General features: G+C 41.7%; 19 protein-coding genes. 4 read left to right on the top strand and 15 right to left on the bottom strand.

Annotation, left to right across the window (positions count from 1 at the left end; genetic code table 11):
• Positions 1 to 174 precede the first annotated feature (174 nt).
• From accA to dnaE, 4 genes are all read right to left on the bottom strand, one after another.
• On the bottom strand, positions 175 to 1,152 hold the full coding sequence (gene accA, locus JJ692_RS07945; protein WP_024424795.1) for an acetyl-CoA carboxylase carboxyl transferase subunit alpha: 978 nt from the start codon (positions 1,150 to 1,152) through the stop codon (positions 175 to 177).
• Positions 1,137 to 2,012, bottom strand: coding sequence for an acetyl-CoA carboxylase, carboxyltransferase subunit beta (gene accD / locus JJ692_RS07940; RefSeq protein ID WP_024424796.1), 876 nt, complete (start codon positions 2,010 to 2,012; stop codon positions 1,137 to 1,139). The genes accA and accD overlap by 16 nt, the downstream gene beginning before the upstream one ends.
• 303 nt (positions 2,013 to 2,315) lie before the next feature.
• On the bottom strand, positions 2,316 to 3,548 hold the full coding sequence (ystJ, locus tag JJ692_RS07935) for an NADP-dependent malic enzyme (RefSeq protein ID WP_025092260.1): 1,233 nt from the start codon (positions 3,546 to 3,548) through the stop codon (positions 2,316 to 2,318).
• Between the two features lie 141 nt (positions 3,549 to 3,689).
• A complete protein-coding gene (dnaE, locus tag JJ692_RS07930; protein WP_206534390.1) occupies positions 3,690 to 7,025 on the bottom strand; it encodes a DNA polymerase III subunit alpha in 3,336 nt (1,111 codons plus the stop codon).
• 137 nt (positions 7,026 to 7,162) lie between these two features.
• Here dnaE and ytrH point away from each other — a divergent pair, with 137 nt between their 5' ends.
• The 3 genes from ytrH (at position 7,163) to JJ692_RS07915 (ending at position 8,298) form a co-directional block, all read left to right on the top strand.
• Positions 7,163 to 7,504 carry a sporulation membrane protein YtrH gene (gene ytrH, locus JJ692_RS07925; protein WP_024424798.1) on the top strand — a complete coding sequence of 114 codons (342 nt, stop codon included), beginning with the start codon at positions 7,163 to 7,165 and terminating at the stop codon, positions 7,502 to 7,504.
• Positions 7,501 to 8,004, top strand: coding sequence for a sporulation membrane protein YtrI (gene ytrI, locus JJ692_RS07920; protein ID WP_003216226.1), 504 nt, complete (start codon positions 7,501 to 7,503; stop codon positions 8,002 to 8,004). The genes ytrH and ytrI overlap by 4 nt, the downstream gene beginning before the upstream one ends.
• 108 nt (positions 8,005 to 8,112) lie before the next feature.
• Positions 8,113 to 8,298, top strand: coding sequence for a YtzJ family protein (locus JJ692_RS07915; protein WP_003216400.1), 186 nt, complete (start codon positions 8,113 to 8,115; stop codon positions 8,296 to 8,298).
• 52 nt (positions 8,299 to 8,350) lie between these two features.
• Here the strand turns inward: JJ692_RS07915 and JJ692_RS07910 are convergent, their stop codons facing one another.
• Complete coding sequence (locus JJ692_RS07910) at positions 8,351 to 9,292, bottom strand: DHH family phosphoesterase (RefSeq protein ID WP_024424800.1); 942 nt, start codon at positions 9,290 to 9,292, stop codon at positions 8,351 to 8,353.
• Between the two features lie 147 nt (positions 9,293 to 9,439).
• On the opposite strand from JJ692_RS07910, the gene JJ692_RS07905 reads away from it, so the two are divergent.
• Positions 9,440 to 9,742, top strand: a complete 303-nt coding sequence (locus JJ692_RS07905) for a YtpI family protein (RefSeq protein ID WP_003216665.1) — start codon at positions 9,440 to 9,442, stop codon at positions 9,740 to 9,742.
• Between the two features lie 37 nt (positions 9,743 to 9,779).
• On the opposite strand, the gene JJ692_RS07900 is transcribed toward JJ692_RS07905, so the two are convergent.
• From JJ692_RS07900 to tpx, 10 genes are all read right to left on the bottom strand, one after another.
• Positions 9,780 to 11,102, bottom strand: a complete 1,323-nt coding sequence (locus tag JJ692_RS07900) for a CBS domain-containing protein (protein WP_034279630.1) — start codon at positions 11,100 to 11,102, stop codon at positions 9,780 to 9,782.
• A 147-nt stretch (positions 11,103 to 11,249) separates the two neighbouring features.
• Positions 11,250 to 11,933 carry a metal-dependent hydrolase gene (locus JJ692_RS07895; protein WP_073206955.1) on the bottom strand — a complete coding sequence of 228 codons (684 nt, stop codon included), beginning with the start codon at positions 11,931 to 11,933 and terminating at the stop codon, positions 11,250 to 11,252.
• Positions 11,934 to 11,998: 65 nt separating this feature from the next.
• A complete protein-coding gene (locus JJ692_RS07890; protein ID WP_171464570.1) occupies positions 11,999 to 12,754 on the bottom strand; it encodes an SDR family oxidoreductase in 756 nt (251 codons plus the stop codon).
• 95 nt (positions 12,755 to 12,849) lie between these two features.
• Positions 12,850 to 13,755, bottom strand: a complete 906-nt coding sequence (locus tag JJ692_RS07885) for a phosphotransferase (protein WP_206534389.1) — start codon at positions 13,753 to 13,755, stop codon at positions 12,850 to 12,852.
• Between the two features lie 119 nt (positions 13,756 to 13,874).
• On the bottom strand, positions 13,875 to 15,248 hold the full coding sequence (gene argH / locus JJ692_RS07880; RefSeq protein WP_024426149.1) for an argininosuccinate lyase: 1,374 nt from the start codon (positions 15,246 to 15,248) through the stop codon (positions 13,875 to 13,877).
• Positions 15,245 to 16,456: an argininosuccinate synthase gene (locus tag JJ692_RS07875; RefSeq protein ID WP_024424806.1), complete on the bottom strand. Its 1,212-nt coding sequence runs from the start codon at positions 16,454 to 16,456 to the stop codon at positions 15,245 to 15,247. Before JJ692_RS07875 ends, argH begins: the two co-directional genes overlap by 4 nt.
• 173 nt (positions 16,457 to 16,629) lie before the next feature.
• Positions 16,630 to 17,145, bottom strand: coding sequence for a MogA/MoaB family molybdenum cofactor biosynthesis protein (locus tag JJ692_RS07870; protein ID WP_056768188.1), 516 nt, complete (start codon positions 17,143 to 17,145; stop codon positions 16,630 to 16,632).
• Between the two features lie 106 nt (positions 17,146 to 17,251).
• Complete coding sequence (locus tag JJ692_RS07865) at positions 17,252 to 18,436, bottom strand: acetate kinase (protein ID WP_024424808.1); 1,185 nt, start codon at positions 18,434 to 18,436, stop codon at positions 17,252 to 17,254.
• Between the two features lie 412 nt (positions 18,437 to 18,848).
• Positions 18,849 to 19,823: a class I SAM-dependent methyltransferase gene (locus JJ692_RS07860; protein ID WP_034624206.1), complete on the bottom strand. Its 975-nt coding sequence runs from the start codon at positions 19,821 to 19,823 to the stop codon at positions 18,849 to 18,851.
• An 88-nt stretch (positions 19,824 to 19,911) separates the two neighbouring features.
• Positions 19,912 to 20,412: a thiol peroxidase gene (gene tpx, locus JJ692_RS07855; protein ID WP_024424810.1), complete on the bottom strand. Its 501-nt coding sequence runs from the start codon at positions 20,410 to 20,412 to the stop codon at positions 19,912 to 19,914.
• Positions 20,413 to 20,482: the final 70 nt, after the last annotated feature.

Genomic DNA, 20,482 nt, shown 5'->3' with positions numbered 1-20,482 from the left:
CTCTCTGAAATCTGTAAAGGCAAGTGCTATAAACCTTGTCATGTCAAGGTTTTCAGACGTTTCAAATTTTATGAAAACAAAAGAAAATTATTTTCAAATAGCGCTTACATGAAGACGGTTTTCATGAAAAAAGATGAAAAAAATAAACGCCAGCCAAAAAGGCTGTACGTTTATTTAGTTTACCCCAATATATTGATTTTCAATCGAGACTTTCCCGATTGCTTTGTATTTTTCATATCTTTGTTCGACTAGTTCTTCAGGCGTTAGTTTGAGCAAAGATGTAAGTGACTGTTTTAATGTTTTTTCCATGTAAGCTGCTTGTTGTTTCACGTCTCGATGTGCTCCACCTTGCACTTCTTTAATAACATCATCTATAATATCTAATTCTTTTAGGTCTGGAGCGGTAATTTTCATTGATTCTGCAGCTTTTTTCGCAAGTGATGAGTCCTTCCAGAGCAGTGCTGCTGCACCTTCAGGTGAAATCACTGAATATGTTGAGTTTTCTAGCATGAATAGGTGGTTTCCTACGCCTAAGCCTAGTGCGCCGCCGCTTCCGCCTTCTCCAATGACAATACAGACAACTGGTACACGAAGTCCTGCCATTTCGAATAGGTTTTTCGCAATTGCTTCACTTTGTCCGCGCTCTTCAGCTGCTTTACCAGGATAAGCTCCTTTTGTATCAATAAAGCAAATGATCGGGCGATTAAATTTATCTGCTTGTTTCATCAAGCGCAGCGCTTTACGGTAGCCTTCTGGATGAGGCATTCCGAAATTACGGCGCAAGTTTTCTTTTGTATCTTTACCGCGCTGATGGCCAATAACCGTGACAGGAAGCCCTTTAAACGTGGCAATTCCTCCAACGATCGCTTCATCATCACCATAAAAACGGTCACCGTGACATTCGAAAAAGTTGTCAAACAGCTCTTGAATGTAATCGAGAGTTGTTGGGCGCATCGCATGCCGAGCAATCTGCACTCTGTCCCACGGCTTTAAATTTGTATAAATGTCTGCTTCAAGCTTACTCAGACGTGTTTCAAGGCGCTCAATTTCTGCACTTAAATCCATTTCTGAGTTTTGTGTGAACTTTTTCAGTTCATCAATTTTCGCTCGAAGTTCAATGACAGGTTTTTCAAATTCTAATTCTCCAGCCACTCTCGTTCACCTCCTGTGCTGTGTAGTGCTAAGATTCGGCCTAGTGTTTCTTTCATTTCTGCACGATGAATCACAGCATCAAGCTGTCCATGCTTCATTAAAAATTCAGCCGTCTGGAAGTCCTCTGGCAGGTCTTCACGAATCGTTTGTTCAATGATTCTGCGGCCTGCAAAACCAATTAAAGCACCAGGTTCTGCAAAATTGTAATCACCGAGAGACGCAAAACTAGCTGATACACCGCCAGTTGTTGGGTTCGTCATCACAGAGATAATCAAACCTTGATCCTCGCTGAACAGTTTTAATGCTGAACTTGTTTTTGCCATCTGCATGAGACTGAGAATTCCCTCTTGCATTCTCGCTCCGCCAGAAGCAGTAAAGATAATAAATGGCACCTTGTCCGCTTTTGCTTTCTCGATCGCCAGCGTGATCTTTTCACCAACAACGGATCCCATGCTGCCCATACGGAACGTGGCATCCATGACAGCAATCACAGCACTTTGGCCTTCAATTTCACCTTTACCTGTGACAATGGCTTCATTCAAAGATGTTTTTTCTCTGTCTTTCTCAAGCTTTTCTTCGTAGCCTGGGAAACCGAGCGGGTTTGATGAAATGAGGTGCCCGTTAAATTCTTCAAATGTGCCTTCATCTACAAGGCTTTCAATACGCTGTTTTGCATTCATTTGCAAATGTCTGCCGCAATTCATACAAACACGTAAATTTTTATCTAGTTCTTTGGTGAGCATTATTTTTTTACATTGCGGACATTTGGTCATGATGCCTTCAGGCACATCTTGACTTGCCTGTTCAGAGGGTACAGATGCATATTTTTTCTTTTTACTGAAAATATTCTTGATTGACAAATGACTACCTCCCTTTTTGAAGGGTTTTTTCTTTACACGCACATCCACTATTATAGGACATGTCATAACTGTACCGAAACTATTGTACTTTTTTTGTCAAACGCTGTCATCCTTCATTCAATTTTTTCAGTGGGGAATTGATGAGAAATGAGTATGTGTTTGGGGCGCTGAGCAGTTGATATGTTTGAATTGTGAACGTCTACAAAAAAATCTCATTCCGGATGAAAAAATTTTCGCGTAAGAGAGGAAATGGTGCACGTTTTTCTCCAGTTTCAGAAAGAACGTGCACACTTTTCCAGTTGATTATTCGCCGATAATCGTTAATTTTCTTGTTTTTTCAGCGACAGCTTCTGGGTCGACCTTGATTCTTGCAACGCCAGTTTCCATTGCTGCTTTTGCCACCGCTTTTGCTACCGCTGGTGCTACGCGTGCATCAAATGGTGCAGGGATGACATATTCAGCTGACAATTCTTCATCTGAAACAAGAGACGCAATCGCTTCAACAGCTGCGATTTTCATTTCTTCGTTAATGTGAGTTGCACGTACATCTAATGCTCCGCGGAAAATTCCTGGGAATGCCAGTACGTTGTTCACTTGGTTCGGGAAGTCAGAACGGCCAGTTCCTACAACACTTGCTCCTGCTGCATGTGCATCTTCTGGCATGATCTCTGGATTTGGATTAGCCATAGCAAAGATGACAGGATCTTTTGCCATTTTTCCAACCATTTCTTTTGTTAAAGCGCCTGCTACAGAAACCCCGATAAAGACATCTGCGCCTTCAATGACCTCTTCTAATGAACCTTCTTTGCGGTCTTGGTTCGTGAATTTAGCTACTTCGTTTTTCACTGCATTCATACCGTTCGGGCGGCCTTCGTAAATAGCACCTTTCGTATCACACATAATGATATCACGTACACCGAAATGATAAAGAAGCTTGATAATCGCAATCCCTGCTGCTCCGGCGCCGTTTGCCACTACTTTAATTGAAGACATGGATTTTCCAGATAGCTTCAGTGCATTCACAAGTCCTGCTACTGTCACAATCGCTGTTCCGTGCTGATCATCGTGGAAAACTGGAATGTTTGTCTCTTTTTTCAAGCGCTCTTCGATGATAAAGCAGTTAGGCGCTGCAATATCTTCAAGGTTCACACCGCCAAAAGTCGGCTCAAGAAGCTTCACTGTTTCAACGATTTTGTCTACATCGTTTGTTGCAAGCGCGATTGGGAAGGCATCTACGCCTGCAAAACTTTTGAATAATACAGCTTTCCCTTCCATTACTGGAAGAGATGCTTCTGCACCGATATTTCCAAGTCCTAAAACAGCGCTTCCGTCTGTGACAACAGCGACCATATTGCCTTTCATTGTATAATCATACACTTTGCTTGTGTCGTCATAAATATCTTTACATGGTTCTGCAACACCAGGTGAATAAGCCAAGCTCAAGTCTTTCGCATTTTTCACTTGTACTTTTGATTTTGATTCGAGTTTGCCTTGATTCTCTTTGTGCATATGTAATGCTTCTTCTCTTAATGACATGTGATGAACACTCCTTCAAGTGGAAAATGATTTAATGATTTGCTAAGTTGATAAGCACATACTGGCAGTTTTAAATAAACAGAATCTTTAAAATGATAACACAATAGGTGAATTTGTAAAACATATTCAGGCGATTTGTCATCATTTAATCACAACGTTTTGTTCACCGAGCAGCTCTTTTAACTGGAAAATGACAGCATGATCTGCATGAACTTTGTATGCATCTGGAAGTCTCATCGTCTTTTTTTGCTTCTCATAATACAAATAGACATCTGCTCCTCCTCTGTGCATCGAAAGGATTCGTTTTACTTGCTCTAGCAGCTCCTGCGTATGATTCTCTTCTTTCACACGAATGTAGACAGACTCTTTTCTTTTTGCATCCATCTCTTCCAGTAAAGCAGCTTCTTGCACGATGATTTGACTGCTGTCATTTCTGACCTCTACTCTGCCTTCAACATAAAGCATGTTGCCCTCCTCAAGTAAGGGGGACAGCTTTCTAAATTGCTCTGGAAAGACGACGCCTTCCATTTCTCCCGTTTCATCCCCAAATGTAACAAATGCCATCGATTGTCCATTTTTTGTCCGAATCGATTTCACTTTTGTCAAAAGACCACCCATTGAGATTCTACGCTTAATATAGGAAGAAAGTCTGATGATTTCCACTGCACCATTCTCTCTTAAGCGGTCTCGGTACGCTTGTACTGGATGATTTGATAAATATAACCCGAGTGCCTCTTTTTCAAATTGCAGGAGATCAACAAGCGGCATTTCTTCTATCTCCGCATATTTTGGCTTAATGGAGAAGGTTGTATCCCCAAGAAAGTCCAGCTGATCCTCTGGATTTAAAAATGACACGTGATCTAACGCGATATCTATCGATGCTAATAACGAAGCACGATTGGGATAAAATTCATCCATCGCCCCTGAAAAAATGAGCGCTTCAATCGTTTTTCGGTTGACACTCTTTGGTGATACTCTTGCGCAAAAATCAAATAAATCTTCAAACGGCTTTTCCTGTCTTGCTCTGTATATATCCTTTACAGCTGACACTCCGACATTTTTGATCGCTCTTAAGCTGTAGCGGATCTCCCCTTTTTCAACCGTAAATGGAAACTCACTCTTATTAATAGAAGGCTTCAACACAGATATCCCTTTTTCCTTCGCCTCATAGAAATATTGAGCAATTTTGTCTTCATTTCCAATTACACTCGTTAAAAGACCGCACATAAAATATAACGGATAATGCGCTTTTAAATAAGCAAGCTGAAAGCCAATCATGCTATATGCAACAGCATGGCTTCTATTAAAACCATAGTTTGCAAATTTGACGATTAAGTCATAAACGTCATTTGCAATGTTAACAGGATACTCCTTTTTTAGGCATCCTTCAACAAAATGGCTTCGCTCTTCATCCAGGACCTTTTTATCCTTCTTTGAAACAGCTCTTCTTAATAGATCTGCCTCGCCCAGCTGAAAACCAGCCATCTTCGCTGCAATCAGCATGATTTGCTCCTGATAGACGATGACCCCATATGTATCCTTTAATATGTCATACAAATCAGGATGAGGATAGGAGACCTTGACTCTGCCATGCTTTCGGTCGATAAAAAGCGGGATATTTTCCATTGGACCTGGACGATAGAGGGCATTGACCGCCACGATATCTTCTAAACTAGACGGCTTCAGGCGCCTTAGCACCTGACGCATCCCCTGTGATTCAAGCTGGAATATTCCAGTTGTATCTCCTGCGGATAACAATTCAAACGTTTTCTGATCCTCATATGAAATGTCACTAAAGTTAATGTGGACGTTTTCCTGTCTTTCAATCTGGTTTTTAATGGATTCAATTAATGTTAAATTTCTGAGTCCTAAGAAATCCATCTTTAAAAGTCCGAGATCTTCTAAATAATTCATCGCATACTGCGTTAAATACACACCTTCATGGCCGTCTTGAATCGGAACGACCTCTGTCAGCGGCTCCTCGCTCAGCACAACGCCAGCTGCATGTGTCGAGGTGTGTCTTGGCAAGCCTTCTACTTTTAAAGCAGTTTGGAAGACCTTTCGAAGCTCATCGGATTGCTGAAGCATCGTTTTTAATTCAGAAGATGCAGTCACCGCTTCTTTCAGCGTCGTTCCTGGCTTTGATGGAATCAGCTTGGCAAGACGGTCCGCTGCCTTTGAATCAATTCCCATCACACGACCAACATCCCTTAAAGCAGCTTTTGCTGCCAGTGTTCCAAACGTGACAATTTGCGCCACATGCATATCTCCGTATTTGTCTTTTACATAAGAAATGATTTCATCTCTTCTCGTGTCGGGGAAATCAATATCAATATCTGGCATGCTGATCCGCTCTGGATTTAAGAAGCGCTCAAATAAAAGACCGTGACGGATCGGATCGACATCCGTAATAAACAGAACGTATGCAACAAGTGAACCCGCTGCTGATCCCCGCCCAGGGCCTGTGACAATTCCTTTGTCATGCGCATATTTCATAAAATCCCACACAATGAGAAAATAATCACTGAAATTCATTTTTTGGATAATGCTCAGCTCATATTCAAGCCTTTTGACATACATGTCATTTGAAGCAAGCTTTCTTTGCTTCATCCCTTCTGCGCACACTCTGCGTAAAAACTGATCTGCTGTTGATTGATCAGGAGTCGGGTAAGATGGGAGTTTTGTCTGCCCAAGATTTAAATCAACTTCACAGCGGTTTGCAATCTCCACCGTTCTTGTCAGCAGCTCTTGATCATCTCTATACCATTCCAACATTTCTTCAAAGGATCTGAAATGCTTTTCTCCTCGGTCTTCCTCTATCTCTGAAAGCTGCTTACCTGCTTTGATCGCTTTTAAGCACGTATAAGCCATTTTGTCTTCTCGATTGATATAGTGAACATCACCCGTCGCAACAAGAGGAATGTCTGTACTTTGTGAGACGTCCCGCAGTTTGCCGGCGAGCGATTCGTCCTGCTGAAATGGCTGAAGTGCGATATACACATGTCCCTCGCCGAATATATGCTTCAATTGGTTGGCAGCTTCACGTGCTTCTTCTAACTGATCATGCTGCAAAAGCGTTTCAATATACCCAGATGCGCCTGGTGTGATGGCAATGAGCCCGCGGTGATAGCTTTTGAGCCATTTCTCTTTCAATCCGGCTTTTGATTTTGATTTCAGCACACTGCTGATTTTGATTAGGTTTTGATAGCCTTCATTGTTTTTTGCAAGGAGTACCAAGGGATAAGCCTCTGTCTCTTGTTCATCTATGAAGACAGAAGCTGTTAAACCGATAACCGGCTTGATGCCATGTTTTTTACATTCCTTATAAAATTCAACCGTGCCATACATCACATGGTCATCGGTAAGAGCGAGCGCCTTGCAGCCAAGTTCTTTTGCTTTCAGCACAAGCTCCTTTACTTTAGCTGCACTGCTTAATAAGCTGTATCCACTGTGGACCTGAAGATGAACATAAGACATGCTTAATCCACTCCTTTCGTCTAAAGTCATTCTTTCATTATAAAACGCGATGCGATGAGAAACAAATGTTCTTTCTTTTCTGTCCGTTCATACTTGTCCAGCATACGCCATATATTGAATAGAGTGAGGTGGACAAAATGGATGTGAAGGAAGCTTTTATTCCGAATTTTATCAGCTGTTATTTTATCGCCCTAGGGGTCATCTTGGGTGGTGCTATCATAGGCGGTGTTGGTGCGTATTTATCTGGTCAGCCGCCTTTATCCATTATTACTAGTCTTGCCAACCGTTTAAAGATTTGGGCGCTTGTCGCCGCTATCGGCGGAACATTTGATGCTGTTTATAGCTTTGAACGAGGCATTTTCGAAGGAAACACGCGTGATATTTTCAAGCAGATTTTATTAATTATCTCTGCCATGGGCGGTGCACAAACGGGGTATCTCATTATTACGTGGCTCACCCAGGAGCATGTGTCATCATGAGGGTGCCGGAGCTGTATAAACGCCCAGGCTGGCAGCGTTTTTTTGCAGGAATGATGTTTGGTGCGATTGTAAGCTGGCTTATTTTTCTCTTTACATACGGAACCTTTCAGGAAAAGCAAGTGACACTGCTGAGAAGCCAGCAGCATCATATGGACAGTCTGAAAGAACAAATCACACTCTATCGGGAAGATTTGCATAAGTTAAATGAGGATAATAAGAAGCGGCTGCTGATCCAAAGCGTAGATGTTCATCTCGTGAATCGTGAGCAATATAAAATCCCAGAGCCAGATACGCTAAAGTTTGAAGATCAGGTCAAGGAGGATATCTCAGAAGTCATTACAAAAGATATTGAAAGTGTCTATAAAACAAAGGAATTACTAAAACGGACAGTGGAAAATAAAGAATATACCATTCGGGAAAAGGCATATCGCGCGAAAGTGACAGAGCTGACAATTTATACGAAGCTTTCACTTGAAGTACGTATTTCATTTGCTGAATAAAGAGGTTGTGGAATTTTTATGAATTTCTGCCCTCAATGATCGCTTTTCACGCTTCATTTTTATACACTAAAAGTAGAACGAGATCTTAAATAGAAAGAGGTGAGGACAATGGAGGTTTACAGCTATCGTCAAATGGCACGAGACAAAGCAAGCCGGATCAAAGACGGCATGTGTGCTTATGCTGAGACAGAAATGATGGCTCATTTAATTAAAAAAGAATTAAAGCATCAAAATCTCCAAGCCTATGAAGATTCAACAGACATCGGCTGCTGGTTTATCCCTGTATGCAAGTAACCCTTTTCTCCATGACAAAAAAAGAGAGAAGGGACTTCACATCCCTCCTCTCTTATGATGATGATTTACATACTTCCTCTAAATCACGCAAAATCTCATCTGCTACTGCCCAATCATAAATGGACGCACCGGCTGCAAGCGGGTGGCCGCCTCCATGATATTTTTTCGCAATGGTGTTAATGACGACGCCTTTAGAGCGGAATCTCACACGAATCTGATCGTTTTCTTCCACAAAAAAGACCCATGCCTTAATGCCTGCAATATTCCCTAGTGTCCCAACAAGCTGTGAGGCCTGCTGCGCTGTTGTTTGGAACGATTCCAAAATTTCACGCTTAATGAAAACAGATGCAACCCCGTTCTCTGACAAAGAAATATGTTGAAAAATATAGCCATTTAATTTCACGACATTCAAATCTGTCTCATACAATTGATTGAAAAGATCTGAAGATGAAAATGGATATTCGATAAGCTCCCCTGCATATTTGAGTGTCTTTTTCGTTGTGTTTGGGAAAAGGAAGCGGCCTGTGTCTCCTACAATGCCGGCATAGATCAATTCAGCTGCCTTTGTATTCAGCTGATATCCTTCTTCTTTCCCCTCTAAGTACAATTCATAAATCATCTCGCTCACAGAGCTTGCCTCTGTATCCACCCAAAGCAAATCACCATAAGGATCTTCATTCGGGTGATGGTCGATTTTCATCAGCTTATCACCCATTAAATAGCGCTGATCATCGATTCTTGCTTGATTGGCCGTATCACAGACAATGACAAGGGCCCCTTTATACACGTCATCTGGTACCTCATCGAGTTCATATAAAAATGAAAGGGATGGCTCAGGCGTTCCTGTCGCATAAATATTTTTTTCTGGATAGGTGGCACGCAAGATTTCCGTAAGGCCGCACTGCGATCCATACGCATCAGGATCTGGTCTTACATGTCTATGGATGATGATGGTGTCATATAATGATATGGTTCTAATCAGTTCTTTTTTCATAAAAACTCCTTCTCATGCGATACTCTTTTTATTATTAAATCATAATCTATCGTGACGGAAAAGTGAGGGATAGACAATTTATTCTAGTAAGCAAGCCTATTTACGTTTAAAATAGGGTTGTAACCACTTACAATGGAGGCTTGGCACATGCTTGTTTTGATTGTGTTTATTATTTGTTCTGCCATGTTTTATTTATACTACAAAGCAAAAAATGTCCGTACGAACCGGCCAGTCGAGAAAAAATTCTGGTCGGCGAAATCCAGTATGGCCCTTGGCTGCTTTGTCCTGCTCTTCGGTGTGAATCAATTATTTTTAAACCGCTCGTCACTCGCATTTGTCATCGGATTTATTTTTGTTGCTGTTGGTATCGGCAGTACATGGGCTGGGTATAAAGCCTACAAGCATTATCTTCCGCTCTTTTTAAAGGAAGGCGAAAAAGATCACGCGTAATAAGGAAAGGGGCGACATGAGTTCGCCCTTTTTATCATTATCCTCTTTCCATCAGCTGCACCATCAGCATCGCTTTGCCTACGATATTCGATTGGTGATAAACCTCCACTTCCAGCTTTCCAAACTTGCGTCCTACTTCTAAAATATTCGGCTTAATCTGGATTGTGGATTCCATTTGGACCGGTTTTAAGAAATAGACAGAGAGACTCTCGACGATCAGTTCGCCCTTTTTATGAGATTTTAAGAAGCGGTTGGCAGATTCGATTAAAATTTGTGTGAACACCCCATATGAAATGTTTCCAAGCTGGTTCGTCATTTGCGGGGTGACCTCGTATTGATAAACCGCATCTGCTTTTGGTTTCTCTGTATCGGTTTCTTTAAATCCTCTTGAGACAACATCATCCAGCTTTTCTCCGACCTGCGGCTGCTTTTGAATCATTTGGAGCGCCTTGAGCACATCCTGACGGCTGATCATACCGATCAACTTCGCATGATCATCCACAACTGGCAGCACCTCAATGCCTTCCCACACCATCATTTGTGCAGCTGAGGCGACAGATGTCTTGCCAATGACCGTCAGCGGATTTTTCGTCATCACTTTTTCAATCGGTGTGGAGCGGTCATGCCCCGCAATATCCTTTGAGGTGAGGATTCCGTGAATCTTCATTTGATCATCTGCGACCGGGAAACGGCCGTGGCCAGTTTCATAATTCTTTTCATACCATTTTTCAAGCTTATCCTCTGGTGATAAATACACGGTGCGTTCAATCGGCGTTAAAATATCTTCTACAAGCACAATTTCTTTTTTAATTAATTGGTCATAAATGGCTCTGTTAATGAGAGCCGCTACGGTAAATGTATCGTAGCTTGTCGATAAAATCGGCAGCTCCAGCTCATCTGCGAGCTGAATGATTTCATCATCCGTTGAGAATCCGCCTGTGACCAGCACAGCTGCCCCTGCCTCTAATGCCTGCCTATGGGCATTGATCCGGTTTCCGACGATGAGCAGGTTGCCAGCAGCCGTATAGCGCATCATTGCGTCCAGCTCCATCGCTCCGATAACAAATTTATTTAACGTTTTATGTAAGCCGGCGCGTCCTCCAAGGACCTGACCATCAATAACATTGACTACTTCTGCATATGTGAGTTTTTCAATATTTTCTTTTTTCTTTTGTTCAATTCGAATGGTGCCGACTCGTTCAATGGTACTGACGAATCCTTTATTTTCAGCATCTTTGATGGCCCGGTAAGCGGTACCTTCACTCACTTTCATTTCTTTCGCTATGCGCCGGACAGAAATTTTCTCTCCGACATCTAATGAATCAATATACGATAAAATTTGCTCATGCTTTGTCGCCAATCCCGTTCACCCTTTTTGTTTTCAGCGTTTTCATCTATGTTTCATTATAAGGGCAGGAGGCTTTTAATAGCAATTTGTCTTTTCTTTCGGCAGATGAAGGCAAATAAAAAAGCCGGCATTTGTGTGCCAGCTTTTTTCATATGAGGATTAAATTTCGATTGATTCCCCGCTGTTTAACACATGACCGACGCCGCCATGCAGGCTGTCTGCAAATGCATGCGGGTCCTGTTCAATTGGCGGGAATGTGCTGTAGTGAATCGGAACGACCTGTTTTGCCCGCAGCCATTCTGCTGCGATTCTTGCATCCTCTGGTCCCATTGTGAAGTTATCACCAATTGGAAGGAATGCGAGCTCAATATGATTCAGTTCACCGATCAGTTTCATATCTGAAAAGAGTGCAGTGTCTCCAGCATGATAAATTGTTTTGCCCTCTGCGGTAAATAAAATACCTGATGGCATCCCTGTATACGTAATTGTTTTCGTTTCTTCATCAATGACAGCTGAACCATGAAACGCTTGCGTGAGCTTCACTTTACCAAATTCAAACTCACGTCCGCCGCCGATATGAAGCGGGTGCGTTTTCACCCCTTGCCAGCTTAAATAAACGGCAAGCTCATTTGGCGCAACGACGAGAGCGTCATTATTTTTAGCAATTTCAATGGTGTCACCAAGGTGATCTCCATGTCCATGTGTCAGTAAAATGACATCCGCTTTCACATCTTGCGGTTTGATCTCTGTGTGCTTATTTCCATTTAAAAATGGGTCAATCCAAATATGATATCCGTTTGTTTCAATGTGTACAACTGAATGTCCATGATATGTAGCTTTCATGTAGTATATCCACCTTTCAATTTTGATCTCATATCATTTATTCCCTCTATAAAAAGCTGAAAAACTTAATGCCTGTGAATGACGTTAAGACCACCTGTTGCTTCAATGACGGTCCCTGTAATGAGATCTGAACGGTCATCGCATAGAAATGAAATGATACGCCCTATATCCTCTCCAGTGCCAGACCTGCCTATCGGCGTTTCATCGTCTTTGATTTGACGGGCTTTCTCTATTGTCGATTCTTTCATGTCTCCAACGATTTTGCCTGGACAAACCATATTAGCAGTGATGCCATTTTCGGCTTCTTCAATCGCAATCGTTTTCGTCAATGACGCAAGGCCCACTTTTGCCGCTCCAAAGGCTGATCTGTGCATCCAGCCTGGCGCATGGTCTGCACCTTGGAAGCCATAAGTGATAATGCGGCCAAAGCCTTGTTTTCTCATCGTTGGGATGACCATTCGGAACAAATGGAATACTGCTGATAGGTTGCCTTCTATCATTTGATACCATTCATCTTCAGAGTAATCCGCCAATTTTTTTCGTTCAAAAATATAAGGACCGGCATTGTTAATCAAGGCATCAATCCGTCCAAATCGCTCTGCTGCCAGCTCTACCATGTTTTTTAAATCTTCTTTTTTTGTCACATCACCTTCGACAAATTGAAGCTTATCTTCGTACTGGTGTAATTCTTCTTTCATCTGCCGGACAGCTTCATCATCACTTCGATAATTCACTGTCACAGAATACCCCATATTCAGTAAAGACTCGGTAACTTTCCGGCCAAGTCCTTTAGAACCCGCTGTTATTAATGCGTGTCGCACACAATCTCCTCCTAAAGCAAAGGTTGCAAGTTCACGTGTTTCTTTTGTTATCTTTACTTTACTATAAACCGGCATCTGGCGCACTTATGAACCCTTTATCGATATGAGTCAAACAATATAGGGTGATTCATCCACATTTTCAAATCCCATGAGCCATGGATATCGAGCAGCAGAGAAACAAAACGATAGCACTCTCTCACCTCATGAAGATCACGAGGAAGCGGGCAAATCTCTTCATAGCCCAATTGAACATTGCGGGCAGCTTCTTTCGTCAAAAGGTATTCCAATGCAATAAAATCAAACGCAGCTGGTCCATATATGACATATTCTGTATCAACTAAACTTGTCACTTGATCATCTTTTTCAATATATTGAGACGGATCTAAATCAATTAAAATGAGACTTGCTGAATCAGGGGGCTTTAGCTTTTCCATCTTTTGCAGCACAATTTCTGCATAACAGTGAAATTCATGCTGATCAGCGTAATAGCGGCCTATGAGTTTGGATACAGCCTTTTTTAACACAGCATGGAATTCTCTCAAATGCTTCTTTTCAGCTCCGTAGACTGCACCAAAAAAGTCAGTACGATATGAATGAAGATGTGCTAGTTTCCTCCCATAATCCTTATAAAAGTCTGATGAACGTCCCTCAAAAGATGTACAAGGTGTTCCTTCTACTTTTTCCATTACATAAAAATGTCTCCCTGCCTTCTTCACTTTACGAACAACTTTTGGAATATGAAAGGAATTCGTATGAGACAGCTTTTGATTGATTTGATCGATATGCTCTTCTACAGTACGGTCATCTACTCCATAGATCATCTTGATCCCAGAAACAAATTCACTTTCTTCTCTTGCAGTTTTAGGAGATTTGACTACATATTCCGTTTTATCTTGTAAGGAGATCAGCCACACATCATTAGCCCGTCCGTCATATTGTTCTCCTAACGTTTTCACTGATACGAGTGGTTGATGAAACAAAGCCTCAAGCGTTTTCTTCATGATCTGCTGTCACTCCCTCTTCTGCTTGGCGACGGTATGCTTTCATTTTCTCCAATATTCATCAATCTCCTTTTTCCATGACAAAAAAACCATCCGTATAAACGAATGGTTTTAATAAGTTATGCCAGGCAGGCTTTTGCTTTTTCTAAAGCGAGCTGAATTTGTTTGAATCCAGTTCCGCCTGCACTTGTTCTTTTTTCAACCGCAACATATGGATCAAGAACAGTGTAAATGTCTTGTTCAAAAAGATCGCTTGCTTCTGTGAATGTTTCAAAAGAAAGATCACTTAGATAGATGCCTTTTTGAATACATGTATACACAAGCTTTCCAACGATTTCGTGTGCTTCACGGAATGGCATGCCTTTTTTCGCAAGGTAGTCTGCCACTTCTGTCGCATTTGAGAAATCTTCTTTTGTTGCCTTTTTCATGACATCTTCGTTCACTGTCATCGTTTGGATCATGCCTGTGAAGATTTGCAGGCTGCCAGCGATGGTTTTCACTGTATCAAACATGCCTTCTTTATCTTCTTGAAGGTCTTTGTTATACGTAAGCGGCAAGCCTTTCATAATCGTGAGAAGCCCCATCAGGTTGCCATACACACGGCCTGTTTTCCCGCGGATTAATTCAGCCATATCCGGGTTTTTCTTCTGCGGCATCATGCTGCTGCCTGTTGCATACGTGTCATCAAGTTCAATGAATTTAAATTCTTGCGAGCACCACAAAATGATTTCCTCACAAAAACGTGAGAGGTGCATCATCACAAGGCTGCTATTAGACAAAAACTCTAAAATGAAATCCCGGTCACTCACACCATCGAGGCTGTTTTCGTAAATATGGTCAAAGCCAAGCTGCTCTGCTGTATATTCACGATCAATCGGGAATGTCGTTCCTGCTAACGCTCCGCATCCAAGCGGAGACACGTTAATTCGCTTTAATGAATCTTGAAAGCGCGCTTTGTCACGCTCAAGCATCCAGAAATAGGCGAGCATATGATGGGCAAACGAAATAGGCTGTGCACGCTGCAGGTGCGTATATCCTGGAAAAATCGTTTCAACGTGCTGTTCTGCCTTTTCTACAAGCACCGTTTGAAAGGAAGAGATCAGTTCAATGATATGCTCTACTTGGTTATTCAAATATAAGTGCATATCAGTTGCGACCTGATCATTCCGGCTTCTCGCTGTGTGCAATTTGCCGCCAAGCGGACCAATCTCATCAATGAGCATTTTTTCAAGGTTTAAATGAATGTCCTCATAATCCACTGAGAATTCCAGTTCATCCGCCTCTGCCTTTTTCATGAGCGTATTCAGCCCGTCTTTGATGGCAGCGGCTTCCTCATCATCGAGGATACCGCATTTATTCAGCATACTTGCATGAGCAAGGGAGCCGGTCAGATCTTCTTTGACTAATTGTTTGTCGAAATGAATGGACGCGCCAAACTCATCGACCCATTTTTCTGGTGTTTTTTGAAATCGGCCTCCCCAAAGCTTTTTCATGCTTTAACCTGCTCCTTTTTATTCACGATGCTGTTTACTTTTGTCGGTAAGCCCCAAAGATTAATAAATCCTACAGCTGCATCATGATCGAATTCATCTGCTTTTGTATAAGTGGCTAGATTTTCATCATAAAGTGAATATGGTGATTTACGTCCTTCTACAATGGCATGACCTTTAAATAGTTTCACACGTACAACACCCGTTACGTTCTGCTGTGTTTCTTGTAAGAATGCATCTAGTGCTTCTTTAAGCGGTGAGAACCATAAGCCGTTGTATATTAATTCAGCCATTTTTTGTTCAACGATTGGTTTAAAGTGTGCGACTTCTTTAACAAGTGTTAAGTCTTCAAGCTCTTTATGCGCTTTTAGAAGTGTGACAGCACCTGGGCATTCGTACACTTCACGAGATTTGATGCCGACAAGACGATTTTCAACGTGATCGATTCTGCCAACACCATGCTGTCCAGCGACTTCATTTAAATGAAGGATGAGATCAGATAATGAATACTGGATACCGTCAATGGCTGTCGGTTTTCCTTTTTCAAACGTGATTTCAATGATTTCAGGTGTGTCAGGCGTTTTTTCAAGTGGATTTGTCAGATCGTATGCACCTTCTGGCGGCGCAGCCCAAGGATCTTCTAAAATGCCACATTCGTTACTTCTGCCCCAAAGGTTTTGGTCGATTGAATATGGGCTGTCTAAGTTAATCGGAATTGGAATACCGTGTTTTTGTGCATAATCGATTTCTTCATCACGAGACCATTTCCATTCACGCACTGGTGCAAGAACTTCTAGGTCTGGATTCAATGCTTTAATGGATACTTCAAAACGAACTTGGTCGTTCCCTTTTCCAGTACATCCATGAGCAACTGCTACTGCATTTTCTTTTTCTGCCACTTCCACTAATTTTTTTGCAATAAGCGGACGGGATAGTGCAGATACTAGTGGATATTTTCCTTCATACATTGTGTGTGCTTGTAATGCAGTGAGTGCAAACTCTTCAGCAAATTCTTCTTTTGCGTCAATCATGTATGATTGAACCGCTCCGACTTGAAGTGCTTTTTGTTGAACGAATGCTAAATCTTTTCCTTCACCTACGTCCAGGCAGCAAGCAACGACTTCGTATCCTTGCTCTTGTAACCATTTAACTGCAACAGAGGTATCAAGACCTCCGGAATATGCTAATACGACTTTTTTATTTTGTGACATGATTGAAAAGCTCCTCTCGCTTGTTTTGATTCTGTGAATGTTTTTTGCATAAAAATAAGTTTTAATTTATAAACATGCATTTAGTATGTATACACTGTAACAAGGAAAAATTGTTTTTTCAACCCCTTTATGAAAAAAACTCTGCCAAATTTTCTTGGCAGAGTCATTTTGGGCTATTTTTGATCCTTTTCAAGCTCTCGTAAGACATGAGGAAGCTCTGGAATCACGAGTTTGGTCATGGCTAAACGAACGGCTCCGGTAGATCCCGGCGTGGCAAAGACAGCCTTTTGATTGACGACCCCTGCCGTTGCCCTGGATAAAATAGCAGCTGAACCTATGTCTTCTGTATAACTGAGCATGCGGAAGATTTCACCAAAGCCAGGCAGTTCCTTGGAAAAAAGAGGAGTGATCGCTTCAATGGTCACATCCCTTGCGGCAATCCCTGTTCCGCCATTTAACAAGACGGCATCTATTTTCGGTTCGCTTGTTCCTTCGAGCACAGCGTCTTGAATCGATCCTATATCATCTTTTACAATATCGTATGCAAGAACAAGATGTCCCTGTTCTTTGACCAAATCAATCATCAGACGGCCGCTTTTATCTGTATCTTTCGTTCTTGTATCACTGACCGTAATGACTTTCACATAAAGCCTTTCTTTCGCCTCACGTTTATGTTCTGTCACGCTCATCTTTCGCACCCGCTCCCTTTTGCTTCATATTGGACAACATTATAGCATGCTGCTTTTAACAGAAAAAAGCTCTTTTCCTTATTGGAAAAGAGCTTTTCAAACTTGATTACGCTAAACGCATAACGTCTCTTGCAATCATTACTTCTTCGTTTGTAGGGATGACGATCACTTTTACAGGAGAGTGCGGGTAGCTGATGAATGCTTCTTCGCCTCTCATATTGTTTAGGGAAGGATCCCAGTAAACGCCCATGAATTCTAGACCACGAAGTACACGTGCTCTTACTTCTGAACTGTTTTCACCGATTCCAGCTGTGAAGATGATCGCATCTACGCCATTCATTCTTGCTGCATAAGAACCGATATATTTATGAATACGGCTCGCAAAAATATCAAGAGCAACTTCTGCACGGTCGTTTCCTTCTTCTGTTGCTTCTTCGATATCACGAAGGTCACTTGACAGACCAGACACACCTAAAAGACCACTCTTCTTATTCAAAGTAGAAAGCACTTCTTCAGCAGTATGTCCTGTTTTTTCCATAATAAATGGAATAAGGGCAGGGTCAATGTTACCAGAACGTGTACCCATTGCAACACCAGCAAGTGGTGTAAAGCCCATAGATGTATCGATTGATTTTCCGCCTTCAACTGCTGCAATACTCGCACCATTTCCAAGGTGGCAAGAAATCAGACGAAGCTCTTCAAGCGGACGGCCTAATAGCTCTGCTGCACGCTCTGTAACGAACTTGTGGCTTGTCCCGTGGAATCCATATTTACGAATACCAAAGTTTTTGTAGTAGTCGTACGGAAGGCTGTATAGGTAAGACTGCTCTGGCATAGTTTGGTGGAATGCTGTATCGAACACAGCAACCGCTGGTACGTCAGGCAGAATTTGTTTGAATGCTTTGATTCCTACAACGTTTGCAGGATTGTGAAGTGGTGCAAGCTCTGAAAGCTGATCAATGTCATTGATCACTTCATCAGTTAAAAGAACAGAATCGCTGAATTTCTCTCCGCCGTGAACAACGCGGTGTCCTACGCCATCAATTTCATTAAAGTCTTTGATGATGTGAAATTCAGTTAGTTTTTCAAGCAGCATTTTGACCGCTACTGCGTGATCTGGAATATCTGTCACTTCTGTTTTCTTTTCTCCATCTACAGAAATCGTGAAGATACTGTTGTCCATTCCGATTCTTTCAACAAGCCCTTTTGTTAAAACGGTTTCTTCTGGCATGTCGAACAATTGGAATTTAAGAGATGAGCTTCCTGCGTTGATTGCAATAATTTTGGACATTACTGTCGCTCCTTTTACTCAGTTGTTATATAAGGTTTCACGTTTTTTCCGGTGCTATATTCAACCTGTTTGACGGGTCTTTTATAGTTTAACGATAAGTCCGAAAAATATCTGACTTTTTCATTTAAACATTGAAAACTTTGCATTTCAAGTGCACCTTCAAACTGTTATCGCTTACATCAATAAGTCGTTATTTTCTGAATAGTAAAATATCCAGATTATTGACAAAGAGATAAAATGATTTTTATTTTAGCTCTTTGTTTTCTTTTCAGCGTGATAGAAAACCTTTGCAGCTCTAGGAAGGGCGAGCATCGGAGCAGAGCGAATTTGGGATTCGTGAGCACCGGAGCGCAGACCTGCGGGCGAATGCGAGGGTTTGTCTACACGCTGAAATAGCCAGAAATCACTCTGGCTATTCTTTCGTTTCTTTTTCTTCTATAAACCACTGGTCTAATTTTCTCATCACACCGACCATTGCTTCCTTCTGTGAGAAAGATGGAAGATTGGCAAACAGCATTCGTTTTGGGGCTTCCAGCCCTTCTTTTTTCTTTTGCATCACAAATAAGCTTTTGGCGTGTTTTTTATCCTTAAACATGGACACTGGCAGCTGAATTAACGCATTCATATACGCATGATCTTTGATGAAATCCTTTAATTGTACGCTCTCTTTTCCTTCAAATAAATCATTTGGAATGATGAAGAATAAGAAGCCGCCTTCTTTTGTGTAGCGAAGGCTTTGTTCAATGAATAAATAATGGGCAAAGGCATGTCCTTCTTTTGCCTTTAGTTCAAAGTCTGCTGCACGCTCATCATTTGGATAATAGCCCACTGGGAGACTGCATACAGTGACATCTGCCGGTGAGATCAGAAGCGGCTCAAGACTGTCCTGGTGGAAAAGCTCAACTTCTTTCTCCTCTAAATTCGCCTGGGCCCAAGCAATTTTAATGAGCACATCATCAATTTCAGACGCAAAGCCGCGTTTTGTTTCTGCAGTGAGATTATTTAAAACAGCAAGAAGTAAGTTTCCTGTTCCCGCTGCTGGATCAAAGACTACGAGCTCTTTTTGACCGTCTAAAAATTTATTCACCAAATAGCTGACAAACAGTCCAATCGTATCTGGTGTCATCTGGCGATTTGGGTGAGAAATATCCTTTTGACCTTTCAATACGGCGAGCTGAAACGCTTTACGAATCTGCTCATGATCATAAGAAGCAAAATCTGCTTTTTCTATTAAATCCTTTAATAAACCGTTTCGATCATTTGCTTGGAAAAAGGCTTCTCCTGCTTCTGCCAATGCTTCAATATAGGAAATGCCCTGTTCCTTTTTTAATCGAATAGAAGCTGTATCGAGCAGTTCAAAAATAGTACTTACTTGATCTTTCTGCAATGCTTTTCTCTCCTCGCTTTGTTAAAAGCTATATGTTCTCATTGAAAAGAGCCCCAGGATGAAGCCGGAGCTCTTGTCGATGCTGCTTTTATAACAGTGATTTTGCAGCTTCAATGGCTTTTTCATAATTTGGGTGATTCGTTGCTTCACTTACGTATTCAGTGTAAACCACTTTTCCGTTAGGGTCTAATACAAAGACTGCGCGCGCCAATAAACGCAATTCTTTCATATACACTCCGAATGCTTCACCAAATGACATATCTCTGTGATCAGATAATGTTTCGACATTTTCAATTCCGTTTGCTCCGCACCAGCGTGCTTGTGCAAATGGAAGGTCTGCACTAATCGTATAAATATTGACCGGACCTAAACCCGCTGCCTCTTCATTGAAACGTCTTGTTTGTGCGTCACACACACCTGTATCAATAGAAGGAATCACTGAGATGATCGTCACTTTTCCTGCTAAATCAGAAAGTGAAACTTCTCCAAGTGAGTTCGTTAATACCGTAAAATCAGGAGCCTGCTCGCCTACTTTTACTTCATTTCCTACAAGCGTGACAGGACTTCCTTTAAATGTGATCGATGCCAAAACAATTCCTCCCTTTTCAAATGTATGGTTCTATCATAGTAGAGAAAGCAAAAAACTGCAAAGCCTAATC

The organism is Bacillus sp. 3a (genome assembly GCF_017161885.1).
Taxonomy (GTDB): domain Bacteria; phylum Bacillota; class Bacilli; order Bacillales; family Bacillaceae; genus Bacillus; species Bacillus safensis.
Note: the sequence above shows the minus strand (reverse complement) of the source record. Positions and strands in the feature narration are given on the sequence as shown.

Excerpts from the sequence above, each read along its gene's own strand:
- ystJ (WP_025092260.1), bottom strand. The coding sequence starts at position 3,548 with ATGTCATTAAGAGAAGAAGCATTACATATGCACAAAGAGAATCAAGGC.
- dnaE (WP_206534390.1), bottom strand. The coding sequence starts at position 7,025 with ATGTCTTATGTTCATCTTCAGGTCCACAGTGGATACAGCTTATTAAGC.
- ytrH (WP_024424798.1), top strand. The coding sequence starts at position 7,163 with ATGGATGTGAAGGAAGCTTTTATTCCGAATTTTATCAGCTGTTATTTT.
- ytrI (WP_003216226.1), top strand. The coding sequence starts at position 7,501 with ATGAGGGTGCCGGAGCTGTATAAACGCCCAGGCTGGCAGCGTTTTTTT.
- JJ692_RS07915 (WP_003216400.1), top strand. The coding sequence starts at position 8,113 with ATGGAGGTTTACAGCTATCGTCAAATGGCACGAGACAAAGCAAGCCGG.
- JJ692_RS07910 (WP_024424800.1), bottom strand. The coding sequence starts at position 9,292 with ATGAAAAAAGAACTGATTAGAACCATATCATTATATGACACCATCATC.
- JJ692_RS07905 (WP_003216665.1), top strand. The coding sequence starts at position 9,440 with ATGCTTGTTTTGATTGTGTTTATTATTTGTTCTGCCATGTTTTATTTA.
- JJ692_RS07895 (WP_073206955.1), bottom strand. The coding sequence starts at position 11,933 with ATGAAAGCTACATATCATGGACATTCAGTTGTACACATTGAAACAAAC.
- JJ692_RS07885 (WP_206534389.1), bottom strand. The coding sequence starts at position 13,755 with ATGAAGAAAACGCTTGAGGCTTTGTTTCATCAACCACTCGTATCAGTG.
- argH (WP_024426149.1), bottom strand. The coding sequence starts at position 15,248 with ATGAAAAAGCTTTGGGGAGGCCGATTTCAAAAAACACCAGAAAAATGG.
- JJ692_RS07875 (WP_024424806.1), bottom strand. The coding sequence starts at position 16,456 with ATGTCACAAAATAAAAAAGTCGTATTAGCATATTCCGGAGGTCTTGAT.
- JJ692_RS07870 (WP_056768188.1), bottom strand. The coding sequence starts at position 17,145 with ATGAGCGTGACAGAACATAAACGTGAGGCGAAAGAAAGGCTTTATGTG.
- JJ692_RS07865 (WP_024424808.1), bottom strand. The coding sequence starts at position 18,436 with ATGTCCAAAATTATTGCAATCAACGCAGGAAGCTCATCTCTTAAATTC.